This window comes from Streptomyces sp. NPDC088762 (assembly GCF_044750905.1).
Classification (GTDB): Bacteria; Actinomycetota; Actinomycetes; order Streptomycetales; family Streptomycetaceae; genus Streptomyces.
Genome location: NZ_JBIVKT010000005.1, coordinates 40,545 through 54,461 on the forward strand (window position 1 = coordinate 40,545; position 13,917 = coordinate 54,461).

General features: G+C 73.8%; 13 protein-coding genes. 9 read left to right on the top strand and 4 right to left on the bottom strand.

Annotated features, from left to right (window positions below):
• The first annotated feature begins 30 nt into the window (after positions 1 to 30).
• The 4 genes from ACIP5M_RS14430 (at position 31) to ACIP5M_RS14445 (ending at position 4,057) form a co-directional block, all read left to right on the top strand.
• On the top strand, positions 31 to 747 hold the full coding sequence (locus ACIP5M_RS14430) for a DNA alkylation repair protein (RefSeq protein ID WP_401196440.1): 717 nt from the start codon (positions 31 to 33) through the stop codon (positions 745 to 747).
• A gap of 289 nt (positions 748 to 1,036) precedes the next feature.
• Positions 1,037 to 2,215, top strand: coding sequence for an elongation factor Tu (tuf, locus tag ACIP5M_RS14435; protein ID WP_401196442.1), 1,179 nt, complete (start codon positions 1,037 to 1,039; stop codon positions 2,213 to 2,215).
• A 110-nt stretch (positions 2,216 to 2,325) separates the two neighbouring features.
• On the top strand, positions 2,326 to 3,171 hold the full coding sequence (locus tag ACIP5M_RS14440; RefSeq protein WP_401196444.1) for a patatin-like phospholipase family protein: 846 nt from the start codon (positions 2,326 to 2,328) through the stop codon (positions 3,169 to 3,171).
• 94 nt (positions 3,172 to 3,265) lie between these two features.
• A complete protein-coding gene (locus ACIP5M_RS14445) occupies positions 3,266 to 4,057 on the top strand; it encodes a spermidine synthase (RefSeq protein ID WP_401197183.1) in 792 nt (263 codons plus the stop codon).
• Between the two features lie 149 nt (positions 4,058 to 4,206).
• Here ACIP5M_RS14445 and ACIP5M_RS14450 read toward each other — a convergent pair whose 3' ends face one another.
• Together ACIP5M_RS14450 and ACIP5M_RS14455 are read right to left on the bottom strand one after the other, a co-directional pair.
• Positions 4,207 to 5,538 (bottom strand): MFS transporter, encoded by a 1,332-nt coding sequence (locus tag ACIP5M_RS14450; protein ID WP_401196446.1) that lies wholly within the window; start codon positions 5,536 to 5,538, stop codon positions 4,207 to 4,209.
• Positions 5,539 to 5,608: 70 nt separating this feature from the next.
• Positions 5,609 to 6,619, bottom strand: coding sequence for a hypothetical protein (locus ACIP5M_RS14455; RefSeq protein ID WP_401196448.1), 1,011 nt, complete (start codon positions 6,617 to 6,619; stop codon positions 5,609 to 5,611).
• Positions 6,620 to 6,716: 97 nt separating this feature from the next.
• On the opposite strand from ACIP5M_RS14455, the gene ACIP5M_RS14460 reads away from it, so the two are divergent.
• Positions 6,717 to 7,169 carry a DUF4442 domain-containing protein gene (locus ACIP5M_RS14460; protein WP_401196449.1) on the top strand — a complete coding sequence of 151 codons (453 nt, stop codon included), beginning with the start codon at positions 6,717 to 6,719 and terminating at the stop codon, positions 7,167 to 7,169.
• 198 nt (positions 7,170 to 7,367) lie between these two features.
• On the opposite strand, the gene ACIP5M_RS14465 is transcribed toward ACIP5M_RS14460, so the two are convergent.
• A complete protein-coding gene (locus tag ACIP5M_RS14465; protein ID WP_401196451.1) occupies positions 7,368 to 8,384 on the bottom strand; it encodes a PASTA domain-containing protein in 1,017 nt (338 codons plus the stop codon).
• A 240-nt stretch (positions 8,385 to 8,624) separates the two neighbouring features.
• Between ACIP5M_RS14465 and ACIP5M_RS14470 the strand changes: the two genes are divergently transcribed.
• From ACIP5M_RS14470 to ACIP5M_RS14480, 3 genes are all read left to right on the top strand, one after another.
• Positions 8,625 to 8,825 (top strand): type II toxin-antitoxin system VapB family antitoxin, encoded by a 201-nt coding sequence (locus tag ACIP5M_RS14470; RefSeq protein ID WP_401196453.1) that lies wholly within the window; start codon positions 8,625 to 8,627, stop codon positions 8,823 to 8,825.
• A 117-nt stretch (positions 8,826 to 8,942) separates the two neighbouring features.
• Positions 8,943 to 11,450: a beta-glucosidase gene (locus tag ACIP5M_RS14475; protein WP_401196456.1), complete on the top strand. Its 2,508-nt coding sequence runs from the start codon at positions 8,943 to 8,945 to the stop codon at positions 11,448 to 11,450.
• Positions 11,451 to 11,508: 58 nt separating this feature from the next.
• Complete coding sequence (locus tag ACIP5M_RS14480) at positions 11,509 to 12,162, top strand: DedA family protein (RefSeq protein WP_401196458.1); 654 nt, start codon at positions 11,509 to 11,511, stop codon at positions 12,160 to 12,162.
• A 120-nt stretch (positions 12,163 to 12,282) separates the two neighbouring features.
• On the opposite strand, the gene ACIP5M_RS14485 is transcribed toward ACIP5M_RS14480, so the two are convergent.
• The gene (locus ACIP5M_RS14485; protein ID WP_401196461.1) at positions 12,283 to 13,125 is read right to left on the bottom strand and encodes an SDR family NAD(P)-dependent oxidoreductase; all 843 of its coding nucleotides are present in this window, start codon (positions 13,123 to 13,125) and stop codon (positions 12,283 to 12,285) included.
• Positions 13,126 to 13,306: 181 nt separating this feature from the next.
• Here ACIP5M_RS14485 and ACIP5M_RS14490 point away from each other — a divergent pair, with 181 nt between their 5' ends.
• Complete coding sequence (locus ACIP5M_RS14490) at positions 13,307 to 13,900, top strand: TetR/AcrR family transcriptional regulator (RefSeq protein ID WP_401196464.1); 594 nt, start codon at positions 13,307 to 13,309, stop codon at positions 13,898 to 13,900.
• The last annotated feature ends 17 nt before the right edge of the window (positions 13,901 to 13,917 follow it).

A 13,917-nucleotide genomic window follows, 5' to 3' on the forward strand; every position in this document is an offset into this window, starting at 1 on the left:
TATGCGGCAGCCCGCCGTAATCTGGGCCTCATGCTGTCGAACGCCCGACGCCCCCCGGAGGTTCCCGCCAGCGCTCTCGCGGACACCCTGGTGGAGCGGCTGACCGGCACGTACGCGGCAGCCGCCGACCCCGTACGGGCCCGGGCCATGACCGCGTACATGAAGGACGTCGCCCCCTTCCTCGGCATCCCCACCCCGCTGCGCCGGGAACTGTCCAAGGTGGTGACCGCGGGCACCCCCGCGCCGGCGGAGTCCGACTGCGCGGCGCTCGCGCTGCGCTGCTGGCGGCTCCCGGAGCGCGAGTACCGGTACTTCGCCGTGGACTACCTGCGCCGCCACGTCCGGCGCTGCTCCTCCGGATTCCTGCCCGTGGTGCGCCACCTGATCGTCACCGTGCCCTGGTGGGACACCGTCGACCTGCTGGCCGCGCACACGGTGGGCCCGCTGGTCGCCGCCGACCCGGCACTGGCGTCCGTGATGGACGAGTGGATCGAGGACGAGGACATCTGGCTCGCCCGCACCGCCCTCCTGCACCAGCTCCGCTACAAGGACGCCACCGACACCGGCCGGCTCTTCGCGTACTGCCGCCGCCGGGCCGGGCATCCCGACTTCTTCCTGCGCAAGGCGATCGGCTGGTCCCTGCGCGAGTACGCCAAGACGGACCCGGGTGCGGTGCGCGCCTTCGTCGAGGCCGAACGCGGCTGCCTCTCCCCGCTGTCCGTGCGCGAGGCCCTCAAGAACCTCTGACGGCACGGGGCTTCGCGTGCTCCAGCGGCGCGGATGCGCGGAAATTCATTCGACGGACCGGGACCGCTCCGGCAGGATCAGCGGCATGTTCCGGTACGCCTTCCCCGCAGCGCCGTCCGCAGTCGCGGACGCGCCGAAGGCTGCCGTCCTCTCCTTCGAGGCATTCGCCTTCGCCGCATTCGACGGCGCACGAAGCTGACCCTTCCCGGATCGTCCGGCGGACCCCGCAGGGGGAGGGTCGGTTCGGTTCAGGGGTCCCGTTCCGGCTTCCAGCAACGGGAAGAACATCATGGCCAAGACGGCTTTCGTGCGCACCAAGCCGCACCTCAACATCGGCACCATGGGTCACGTCGACCACGGCAAGACCACCCTCACCGCCGCCATCACCAAGGTCCTCGCCGAGCGCGGGGGCGCCTCCTTCGTGCCCTTCGACCGGATCGACCGGGCGCCCGAGGAGGCGCGGCGCGGGATCACCATCAACCTCACGCACGTCGAGTACGAGACGGACACCCGCCACTACGCCCACGTCGACATGCCCGGCCACGCCGACTACATCAAGAACATGGTCACCGGAGCCGCGCAGCTCGACGGGGCGATCCTCGTCGTCTCCGCGCTCGACGGGGTCATGCCGCAAACCGCCGAGCACGTGCTCCTCGCCCGGCAGGTCGGCGTCGACCACATCGTCGTCGCCCTGAACAAGGCCGACGCCGGGGACCCGGAGCTGACCGACCTGGTCGAGCTGGAGGTCCGCGAGCTGCTCACCGCGCACGGCTACGGCGGCGACGCAGCGCCGGTGGTACGGGTCTCCGGGCTCGGGGCGCTGGAGGGCGACCCGCGGTGGACCGGGGCCATCGAGGCGCTGCTCGACGCCGTGGACACGTACGTGCCGATGCCGGTGCGCTACACCGACGCGCCGTTCCTGCTGCCAGTGGAGAACGTGCTGACCATCACCGGGCGCGGGACCGTCGTGACCGGCGCCGTCGAGCGCGGCAGCGTACGGCTCGGCGACCGGGTGAGCGTGCTCGGCGACGGCGGGGCCGTCGAGACGGTCGTCACCGGACTGGAGACCTTCGGGAAGCCGATGGAGTCCGCCGAGGCCGGGGACAACGTCGCGCTGCTGCTGCGCGGCGTGCCGCGCGAGGGGGTGCGCCGCGGGCACGTGGTGGCCGCTCCCGGCAGTGTGACGCCCAAGCGGCGCTTCACCGCGCAGGTGTACGTCCTGTCGGCGCGCGAGGGAGGGCGGACGACACCGGTGGCGTCGGGGTACCGGCCGCAGTTCTACATCCGCACCGCCGACGTGGTGGGGGACGTGGACCTGGGGGAGGCCGGCGTGGCCCGGCCGGGGGAGACGGTCACGATGACCGTCGAGCTCGGGCGGGACGTGCCGCTGGAGTCGGGGCTCGGCTTCGCCATCCGCGAGGGCGGGCGGACCGTCGGCGCGGGGACGGTGACGGCCGTACCGGCCTGACCGGACCAGGTCGGGCGGCCGGCGGGCTGATCCCGGCCCCGCCCTGGTGACGGCAGAACCGCTGCGGCAGACTGCCGTCACCAGCGGAGCGTGAAGAGGGGCGGGCGGAGATGGGCGGCGACACGGCACTGGTGCTCGGCGGCGGAGGACTCACCGGCGTGGGCTGGGAGGCCGGGATGCTGTACGGGCTCGCCCGCGCCGGCGTGGACCTCACCACCGCCGACCTCGTCGTCGGCACCTCCGCCGGCTCCGTGGTCGGCGCCCAGCTCACCTCGGGTCTGCTCACCCCGCAGGAGCTGTACGAGCGCCAGCTCGGCGACCCCGCCGGGGAGCGCCCCGCCCGGCTCGGCGCCGGGCTCGTCGCCCGGTACGCCGTCGCGATGGTGCGGTCGCGGGACGCCCTCGCCTACCGCAGGCGGGTGGGGGCGCTCGCGCTGGCCGCGGACACGGGCGAGGAGGCGGAACGGCGCAAGGTGCTCGAGGCCCGGCTCGTTTCCGCCGAGTGGCCCGAGCGCAGGTTCGTCGTCACCGCCGTCGACGCGGTCAGCGGTGAGCCGGCCGACTTCGACCGGGAGAGCGGCGCCGGGCTGCTCGACGCGGTCTCGGCGAGCTGCGCGGTTCCGGGGGTGTGGCCGCCGGTGACGGTCGGCGGACGCCGGTTCATCGACGGCGGGGTCCGCTCGGCGACCAACGCGGACCTCGCCGCCGGCTACGCGCGGGTGGTGATCCTGGCGCCGATCTCACTCGGGTCCGGACTGCTCCCCTCGCCCGCCGCCCAGGCGGCGCGGCTGCGGGAGGCGGGCGCGAAGGTGCTGCTGATCACCCCCTCCGCGCAGGCCCGCAAGGCCTTCGGACGCAATGTCCTGGACCCGGCGCGGCGGGACCCGGCGGCGCGTGCCGGGCTCGCGCAGGCGGCGGAGCACGCCGCGGAGGCGGCTGCGGTCTGGTCGGCCTGAGCGGTCCCACCGGCTCGGCGGGCCTGACAATGGCGGGGTGAGCGACGAACAGATTCCCGTGATCCGGGACGTGGACCAGGGCACCGCCAAACTGATGCCGGACGTGGACCGGGAGCGGGCCTGGCTGCTGACCGTGGACGGGGCGCCGCAGTCGTACGTGGACCTCGACGATCCCGAGCACCTGGAGTTCGAGTACGTGCGCCGCCTCGCGCACGTCCTGGACTGCGCGGCGGAGCCGGGGCTTCCGCTGGACGTCCTGCACCTGGGCGGGGGCGCGCTGACGCTGCCGCGGTACGCGTCGGCGACCCGCCCGGGGTCCCGGCAGACGGTCGTGGAGTTCGACGCGGGGCTGGTGGAGCTGGTCGCGGAGTGCCTGCCGCTGCCGGAGGGGGCCGGGGTCACGGTGCACGCCGCCGATGCGCGGGCCTGGCTGGAGGCGGCGCCGACGGGCAGCGCGGACGTGGTCGTGGCCGATGTGTTCGGCGGATCGCGGGTGCCGGCGCAGCTGACGTCGGTGGAGTACGCGCGGGAGGCGGCGCGGGTGCTGAGGCCCGGCGGGCTGTATGCGGCGAACCTGGCCGACGGGGCGCCGTTCGACTTCCTGCGGGCGCAACTGGCCAACTTCGGGGCCGTGTTCGGGGAACTCGCGCTGATCGCGGAGCCCGGGGTGTTGCGGGGGCGACGGTTCGGCAATGCGGTGCTGCTGGCTTCGGACGGGGCGCTGCCGGTGGCTGCGCTGGCTCGGAGGTGCGCGGGTGACGCCTTTCCGGCGCGGGTGGAGGACGGGGATGCGCTGGCGAGGTTCGTGCGGGGGGCGCGGCCTGTGGTCGATGCGGATGCGGTGGCTTCTCCGGTGCCGCCGGAGGGGGCGTTCAGCCTGGGGTGAGGGGGCGGGCGCGGCGCCGTGTCCTGGGGCTCCGCCCCAGACCCCGCGCCTCAAACGCCGGCGGGGCTGAGATGGCCCTGCGGGCAATCCAGCGGTCTGAGGCGCGGGGTGCGGGGCGGAGCCCCGGTTTTGTGCCCGCGCTTGCGGGCTCAGGCGGGCGCATCCAGCCTCGCCGGCGTTTGAGGCGCGGGGTCTGGGGCGGAGCCCCAGGGGGCCGGGCGCGGCCCGGACTCCTTGGCCCGCCGGGTCAGGTGGCGGACGTCCGGGATCAGGAGGACCGCAGCCGTGGCCAGGACGACCAGGGCCGCGCAGCCCCACAGGGCCTCGGTGCGGCCGAAGGCCGCTTCGGCCGGGCCGGCCACGGCCGTGGCCAGGGGGAGCATGGACACCGAGCCGAACCAGTCGTAGGCCGAGACCCGGGAGAACTTCTCCTCCGGGATCTCCTGGTGCATCGTCGTCATCCAGTTCACGCCGAACACCTCGATGGCGCCGCCGCTGACGAACATCACCAGACACAGCCCCCACACGGGCAGCGGAACCGCCAGCCCCGCCGAGGGCAGCGCCAGCGGGAACACGCACAGGGTGCCGACCAGCAGCAGCCGGCGCGGTTTCCAGGCCATCATCAGGACCGCCCCGGCGATGGTGCCGACGCCGAAGCAGGCCAGGGCAAGGCCCCAGGGCGCGGGACCGCCGAGGCGGTCCCGGGCGACCAGCGGACCGTAGACCGCCTCCGCGGCGCCGACGACGGCCACGACGACGGAGAACTGGAGCACGATGCTCCACAGCCAGGGGCGGGTGCGGACCTCCACCCAGCCTTCGCGCAGGTCGGCCAGGAGGCCGCCGCCGGGCGCCCGGTCGGGGACGTGGCCGACGTCGAGGAAGGCCCGTAGCGCCCCCGCGATCGCGAAGGCGGCCGCGTCCACGGCCAGTACCCAGCCCGGGCCGATCGCGGCGATCATCGCGCCGCCGAGGGCCGCGCCGCCGATGCCGGCCCCGTTCATCGCCATCCTGAACAGCGCGAAGGCGCGGTTGGCGTGCTCGCCGGAAACGGTGGACAGCAGCATGCCCTCGGCCGCCGGGTTGAAGAAGGCCGTACCGGTGCCGCACAGGGCGGTCAGCAGCATCATTTGCCACAGCTGTGGGTCCCCGGCCAGGACGAGCACGGCGAAGGCGGCCTGGGAGAGGCAGTTCAGGGCGTTGGCCGCGACCATCACGCGGTGGCGCGGCAGCCGGTCGGCGAGGGCGCCGCCGATGAGGAGGAAGAGGACGAGCGGCAGCGTACGGGCGGCCGCCACCAGGCCGACGTCGCCGCCGGAACCGCCCGCCTCCATGACCGCGAAGGCGGCCGCGATGAGCGCTCCGTGGCTGCCGAGGTTGGTGACGACCGCGGCACCCGTCAGCAGGGTGTAGTTGCGGCCGGCCCAGGCGGGCCGGCGGCGGCGTGCGGGCGTGCGGGGCGAGGCGGGGGAGGGTGAGCTCACCCAGGGACTATCTCCGCCCCGGTCCGAGAATCCAAACGGATTGTCGGGCCGGGGCGGAGGGGGCAGAAAATCAGCTCGACGTCAGGCGGACGGAGCTGAGGATCTTCTCCTGCGTCTCCTTGCTGACCGCGTCGGGGACGCCCGCGGCGCCGTAGAGCACCCAGCTGACGAAGTCACCCTTGGCGTTCTTGAAGCTGAAGGCGATGGACTGACCGTCCGTGGCGCACTTGTTCTCCTTCGGCAGGCCCGTCACGCTGGCCGTCGCCGTGTGGCCCTTCAGGCCGGAGGAGGTGGTGTACTCCTTCGGATCCGACACCTTGGTGGTGCCCTTCGGCGCCTTCTGCGCGTAGCCGGCGAACGCCCAGTTCCCGGCCTCGTTGCGCACGGCCTCGGCGGTGTCCTTGGCGCCCTGGCCGCCCTTGGTGCCGGTACCGGCCAGGGAGGTCGTCTCCTCCCTGCCGTCCTTGTCGGAGTCGACCTTGCACCAGTCTTCCTTGAGGTAGGCCGGCCCGGACATCATGGTGACCGCGGAGCCGTCGTTCTTCACCTCGTCCTCGAACCCGATGGCCATGGTGGCGCCCAGGACGTTCCACTCCGGCGGAACGTCGAAGGCGGTGTCGTACTTCGGGTTCACCACGACCTTCCAGCCCGGGATCACGGGCTTCACGTCGCCGCCCGCGCGCGGGTTCGGGCTGCTCCCGGCCGGTGCGGGTTCGGAGGAGACCGGAGCCGAGGAGGAGGTGGCGGGCGGCTTGTCGTTGGCCTGCGTGTTCTTGTCGTCCCGGGTCAGGACGAAGGCGCCGGTCGCCGCGGCCGCCACCACGACCGCGGAGGCCGCGACGATGGCCACGGTCTTCGTGGAGTAGGGGCTGCCGCCGCCCTGCGGGGCAGGGGCGGGAGCCTGCTGGGGCTGGCCCCAGGGCTGGACCGGCGGGGGCGTCTGGTAGCCCTGCTGCGGATACCCGTAACCGGGCTGCTGCTGGTACGGGTTCGGCTGCCCCGGCTGCTGCTGGTACGGGTTCTGTTGCGCGTCCTGGGGGTGCTGTTCTCCCCCGGGCGGCTGCTGCTGTCCTGGCCACATGGCCGGTAACGATAGTGGGCGCGCAGTGTGGGAGCCACGGCCGCCCCCGTCCCCGGCTCTGGTCAAGCACATCTACTCGCGGGTAACATTCCGTTCCATGAGCGCAGATCAGATGAACGTGGGCGAACTGCTCGCCGCGACGGTGCCGATGGCCCGGACCCTGAACCTCCAGTTCCTGGAGACCACGCCCGAGCGCGCGGTCGTCCGGCTCCCGGACCAGCCCGACTACCACAACCATGTCGGCGGCCCCCACGCCGGCGCCATGTTCACCCTCGCCGAGTCGGCGAGCGGCGCGATCGTCCTGGCCGCCTTCGGCGAGCAGCTCTCGCGCGCCGTTCCCCTCGCCGTGAAGGCCGAGATCGGCTACAAGAAGCTCGCCAAGGGCGTCGTCACCGCCACCGCCACCCTCGGCCGCCCGGCGGCGGAGGTCGTCGCGGAACTCGACGCGGGCGGCCGCCCCGAGTTCCCCGTCACCATCGCCATCCAGCGCGAGGACGAGGCCGTCACCGGCGAGATGACCGTCGTCTGGACCCTGCGGCCGAACTCCTAAGGCCTGTCGGCGGGGGGAGCGTGGGACGGGTCCCCCGGGACCCGTCCGGTCACGCTCCTCCACATACGGCGCGCGTCTGCCGGTGTGCCTCGCCCCCGGATGGCCGGCAGGCCGCCCCTCGCCGTCCGCCGGGCGGACACCGCCGCTTCCGCCCCCGCCCGATCGGGCCGGGGGCTTCGCCGTTGAGTACCGGGCAGGTCAGCGGCGCCAGCGGTTCGGAGTGGGGCCCTTGCAGGTGTACGCGCTGCCGTTCTTACCGGTGCCGATTGCTCCGGCCGGCGAACAGAAGGCGCCGGGAGTGACGGTGCCCGCCCCTCCGCCGCCCGTGCTCCCGCCGTCCGTGCTCGACCCCCCGGACCCGGAGGCGGAGCCGCCGGTGGACGAGGTGCCGGAGTCGTCGTCATCGGGGGTCGGGGTGGGCTTCGGGTGCAGCTCGGTGTTCTGCTGCACCGGGCAGGGGGTACCGGGGGCGGTGAGCTTCACGTACGCGGTCGTGGTCTTCGGGTCCCGGACCTCCGTGCCCTCCGCGGGCTCCTGGAAGCAGACGGTCCAGTCGTCCACGGCTGCCGGGAGGCTGACGTCGGTGTACGCGCTCTGCGGCTCGACCTTCCGCAGGCCGATCGGCTTGAGCGTCCCGGATGCTCTCGCGAACGTCAGGCCGACGACCTTCGGCATCTTCGGGTACGGGATCGGGTCGCCGTTCTTGGCCGGGCACGGGACCTCGTTGCGGACGACCGCGAAGTCGAGCGTCGGCAGCTTGCCGGTCTGCTTGGCCGCCGGGGCCTGGAAGCACACCTTCCAGTTGTCCTCGTCCGCCTGGCCGGCGTTGCCGTCCGAAGCGTCGTGCGAGATCGAGTCGTAGCCGGCGGAGGAGGCTCCGCTCTTCGCCGCCCTGAGGTTCTGGCCGACGAAGCCGGGAGGTCCGGACGGGCTCGGGCCCGGGCTCGGGCTGGAGCTCGGTGCGGCGGCGGCCGCCTGCGGCTTCGCCTCGGTGCCGGTCTTCTTCGGCGGGTCGCCGAGGAAGGGGGTGAGGAACCACAGGCCGGCGAGAACCGTCGCGACGATCTTCTTGCCCTTGCTCCAGCGGCCCGTCCAGGCCAGGGCGATGCCGAGCGGAGGTATGAGGACCAGGGCGGTGATGACGAGGGCCGGATGGTGCCACCAGCGCCGTGCGGGCGTGGGCAGGGGCGGGTAGGCGTGCGGTGGCGGGTACACGTGACTCCTGCTCTTGGAGCGATGCTCGAAACCGCAGAGCGTACACAGGAAGTCATGGGCCGTAACTGCTTATGCGCAAGGTGGGTTGCAGGTGCCCAGTCCCCGCGTTGCACGTCCCCCATCCGCATGTTGAGTGGACCGTGGGCGCGCTCGCCGGCCGGGGCGGCCGCTTACGCACGACACCGCGCCACCGCGGAGCCGCCCCGCTAGAGTCCCTCGGACGATGACGGAGGGGTTTCCATGGCCAAGGTCAACATCAGCCTCGACGCCGAGCTCGTGGTGGAGGTGATGGTGCTCGCCGGGGTCGGCTCGCCGCAGGACGCGGTCGAGGCCGTCGTACGGGACTACATCGCGCGCGGGCACCGTACCGAGGCGCGGGTCCGGATCCAGGACGAGCCCCGGCGGGAGCCCGACGGCGTGCCGCAGCCGCCGCAGGGCTGAACCTGGCGCCGCCGGTGGCGCGTCCCGGCGGGGCCCCGCGGCCGCCCGGCGCACAGTGGGGCGCGGGAGCGGTCCGGCGCGGGCCGCTCCCGCCGAACCACGCCGCAGGGAGCGCCCATGAGCGAGGCCGTGTCCAGACGTTCCGCGATGCGGCTGATCGGAGCGGCCGGCGCGGTGGGCGCGGTGCTGGGCGCGGGCGGCTGCGTGGCCTCCGTACCGCCCGGCGCGGGGCTGCGCAACGGAGCACCCGGCGCCCCCGCCGCCGGCCCCGGCGGCGCCGCGAAGATCGACGCCCTGCTGGAGCGGCTCACCCTCGACGAGAAGACCGCCCTGCTCCACGGCGCCCCCGACCCGGCCCCCCTCGGCCAGGCCGGCTACCTTCCCGGCGTCCCGCGCCTGGGCATCCCCGCACTGCGCCTCGCCGACGGGCCCGCCGGCGTGCGCGTCGCGAAACCGGCCACCGCACTTCCCGCGCCGGTCATGCTCGCCTCCGCCTTCGACCCGGCGCTGGCCCGCGAGTACGGCAGGGTCCTCGGCCGCGAGGGCCGCGCGCTCGGCCAGGACGTCCTGCTGGCACCCATGGCCAACCTCATCCGCACCCCGTACGCCGGCCGGAACTTCGAGACCTTCTCCGAGGAGCCGCGCCTGACCGCCGACCTCGTCGGCGAGGTGGTCCGCGGGATCCAGGACGAGGGGCTCATCGCCACCGTCAAGCACTTCGCCCTCAACAACCAGGAGCGGGGCCGCGACACCATCGACGCGATCGCGGCCGAACAGACCCTCCACGAGACCGAGCTACGGGGCTTTGAGGGCGCCGTGGCCGCCGGCGCGGGCGCCGTGATGGGCGCGTACAACAAGGTCAACGGGGTCTACGCCTGCGAGAGCAAGCCGCTCCTCGACGAAGTGCTGCGCGGCGGCTGGGGGTTCGACGGCTGGGTGATGTCCGACTGGGAAGCCGCCCACAGCACCGTCGCCGCCATCGGCGCGGGACTCGACATGGAGATGCCCGGCGGCACCCACTTCGGCCGCCCGCTGCGCGAGGCGGTGGGCGGCGGCTCGGTGCCCGAGAGCGCCGTCGACCTCGCCGTACGCCGGATCCTGACCACCCTGGACCGCTTCGGGCTGCTGGCCGCCCGCCCCGCCGCGCGGCCCCCGCGCGACCCGGCCGCCGGAGCCCGGGTCGCCCGCAAGGTGGCCACCGCCGGGGCCGTCCTCTTGCGCAACGAGCACGGCACCCTGCCGTTGACCGGAGCCGCCGCCCGATCCATCGCGGTCATCGGCCCCACCGCCCAGGTGCCCTTCGTCGGCGGTGGCGGCAGCGCCCACGTGGTCCCCGACGGGGCGACGGCACCGCTCACCGCCCTCCGGCGGCGCGCGGGGAACGGCTCCACCGTGCGCTACGCCCTCGGCGAGGACCTGTACGGCCGCCCCCTGCCGCCGGCCCTGCTGACGCCGCCCGCCGCCCTGGACGACCGGAGCGTGGACGCCGGGCGCGGGTGGAGCCACGAGGGGGAGTTCCGCCTCGCCACCGACGACGAGTGGACCCTGCTCGTCCATTACACCGGGGTGCGGCCCGCCGTACGGCTGGACGGCAAGGAGCTGTTCCCTGTCCGGGAGGGCGCGGCCGAGGACTACGCGGGCGGACTGCTCGGCTCCGCGCCCGACGGGATGAGCGTGCGCCGCCGCACGCTCACCCTCAAGGCCGGCGTCCACCGGCTCAGCGTGAACGCCCAGGGAGGGGCCGGGGGGCAGCGCTTCCGGCTGCGGCACATCACCAGGGCCACCCGGGCCGCCGACCTCGCCGAGGCGGTACGGACCGCCAAGGCGGCGCGCAGCGTGGTGCTGTTCGCCTACGAGGACTCCACCGAGGGCAGCGACCGCAGCTCCCTGGCGCTGCCGGGCGGGCAGGCCGCGCTGATCGAGGCGGTCGCCGCCGCCAATCCCCGTACCACGGTGGTCCTCAACACCCCCGGCGGTACGACGATGCCCTGGCTCGCGCGCACCGGGGCGGTGCTCCAGATGTACTACCCGGGACAGGAGGGCGCGGCTGCGACCGCAGACGTCCTCTTCGGGGACGTGGACCCGGGAGGCCGGCTCACGCAGACCTTCCCGGCCGACGAGCGGGAGACCCCGGTCGGCGGGGACCCGCTGCGCTACCCGGGAGTGGGAGGCAGGCAGGAGTACGCCGAGGGCATCCACGCGGGCCACCGCTGGTACGACGCGCAGCGCGTGACCCCGCTGTTCCCCTTCGGGCACGGGCTCTCGTACACGACGTGGCAGTACGAGGACCTGACGGTGCGGCCGGAGCGCGGGGGCCTGCTCGTGGAGTTCACCGTCCGCAACACCGGCCGCCGCAAGGGCACCGAGGTGGCCCAGGTGTACGTCGGCCCCTCCCCGGAGCTGAAGCTGGACCAGCCGGTGCGCGCCCTGGCCGGCTACCGGCGGCTCACCCTCGCGCCGGGCCGCTCGCAGCGGGTCGCCATCTCCGTCGACGCACGTGCGCTGTCCTCATGGGATCCGCAGCGCCACGCGTGGGTCGTGGGTTCCGGTCATCGCGAGGTGTTCGCGGGCCGTTCCTCGCGCGAACTCCCACTGAGGGGAAAGGGCGTCGTGAGGAGCGGATAGGCTGCCCGTTCGGCGTGTCACAGGGGGCGCGCCGGGGACGACACGGGAGGACGTACCGGTGCACATCCAGGAATGGCTGGAGACGATTCCGGCGGTCAGCATCTATCTCCTGGTGGGTCTGGTCATCGGACTGGAGAGCCTGGGCATCCCGCTGCCGGGAGAGATCATCCTCGTCAGCTCGGCGCTGCTGGCGTCGCAGCACGGCGAGATCGACCCGGTGGTGCTGGGGATCTGCGCGATCGCGGGGGCGATCGTGGGCGACTCGATCGGCTACGCCATCGGACGCAGGGGCGGCAAGCCGCTGCTGGAACGGCTGGGGCGGCGCTTCCCCAAGCACTTCGGGCCAGAGCACGTGGCCGTGGCGGAACGCTCCTTCGAGCGCTGGGGCATGTGGGCCGTCTTCTTCGGCCGCTTCGTGGCCCTGCTGCGGATCTTCGCCGGGCCGCTGGCGGGCGGGCTGCACATGCCGTACTGGCGGTTCCTGATCGCGAACGTCCTCGGCGGGATCCTGTGGGCGGGCGGCACCACGGCCGTCATCTACTCGGTCGGGGTCGTGGCCGAGCCGTGGCTGAAGCGGTTCTCCTGGCTGGCGCTGGGGCTCGCCGTGCTGTTCGGGCTCGTGGTGACGCTCGTCGTGCGCAGCCGGATGAAGAAGGCCGCCGCGGCAGCCGCCACCGCTGAGCCGGTGGCCCCCGTTCCGGTCGCCGACTGAGGGCGCGCCCTCGACCAAGCGGCCTCGACAGCGCGGCCGCTCGAGGGCCCGTGGCGACGGTGGACCGGTCCACCGCGCCGCCCGGCGCACCGGACCACGGTGCCGTCCGGCCCGTGACGGTCAGGCGGCCGCCTGCGCATCCTTCCGTGCGGGTGAGTCCTGTGCGTCCCGGGCGTCCTTCGGTGCGTCGCGGACACCCCGCGAGATCCGCTCGGCGATCGCCGCGACCAGGGTGCGCGGGCGGCGGGGCGACAGGTGGGCCGTCACCGCGTTGGAGAGTCCGGGGGTGACATAGGCACGGTCGGCGTCCAGGGCCCGCAGCGCGGCCCGGACCACCGGCTCCGGCGTGGTGAACGATCCGGTGACGGCAGCCTTCCGAGTCCCGATGACGTCGAAGAACGCGGTCTCCACCGGCCCGGGACAGAGCGCGAGCACGCGGATGCCGCGCCGGCGGTACTCCTGGCGGAGCGCGAGGCTGAAGTCGAGCACGAAGGTCTTGGACGCGCCGTAGACGGCGAAGTACGGCGTCGGCTGGAAGGCGGCGGTGGACGCCACGTTGACCACCGAGCCCCGGCCGCGCGCGAGCATGCCGGGCAGCACCTCGTGGGTGAGATCCACCAGCGAGACGACGTTGACCATCAGCTGGTCGTGATCGCGCTGCCCGTCGATCTCCTCGAAGCGGCCGCAGGTCCCGAAGCCCGCGTTGTTGACCAGCACGTCCACGGTCAGGCCGCGGTCGGCCAGTTCGGCGCCGATGCGGCGTGCGGCGTCCGGCTCGGCGAGGTCTTGGACCAGGACGTGCGCGGTCACCCCGTGGGCCTCGCCGAGCCGGCGGGCGAGGGTGGCAAGGCGGTCGGCCGACCGGGCGACGAGGACGAGGTCGTGGCCGCGCGCCGCAAGCTGGGCGGCGAATTCCGCACCGAGGCCGGACGACGCGCCGGTGATCAGAGCAGTGGTACGCACAGGGTGGTGCTCCTTGTCTCTGTCGGGAAGCGCGGGACGAGCGGATCGATCCGACGACGTCCCGTCATCTGTGACACAAGCGTATCCAATTTCCGAGTATCTGCAACAGCCTTGTGTCACTTAACGGAAAAGACGCTGCCGCGCTGTAACGTCTCGGGCAACCGAGCGTGGGAGGCATGAGATGAGCAAGACGGCGGGCCGCCCGCTGCGGGCCGACGCGGAGCGCAGCGTCCGCGCGATCCTGGAGGCCGCGGAGCGCGTCCTGGCGGAGCATCCGGGCGCGTCGATGGAGCAGATCGCCGAAGCCGCCGGAGTCACCCGCACCACCGTCCACCGGCGGTTCGCCAACCGGCAGGCGCTGGTCGACGCCCTGGCGGCCGAAGCGGCGTCGAAGCTCTCGGAGGCCATCGAGGACGGCCACCCCGACACCGCCCCACCGCTGGTCGCACTGCACCGCGCCACCGCCAACGTGCTGCGGGTCAAGGCGGCCTGGGGCTTCGCCCTCGGGCCGGGCGCGGCCCAGAGCGAGCGGGCCGCGCGGACGCACGAGGAGATCGCCCACCGCTGTACCGAGCTGCTCGGCCGGCTCCAGGCCGAGGGGGTGATCGCCCCGGATGCCGAGCTGGAGTGGGTGCGCCGCGTCTTCTACGCCCTCATCGGCGAGGCCCTGCACGGCGAGAACGCCACCGGCCGCGACCTCGCCGCCGGGCCCGACGCCCTCGCGACCAGGATCGTCGACACCCTCCTCCACGGGGCCGGTCCGCGCACTTCCTGACCGGCCGCCGGAGACCT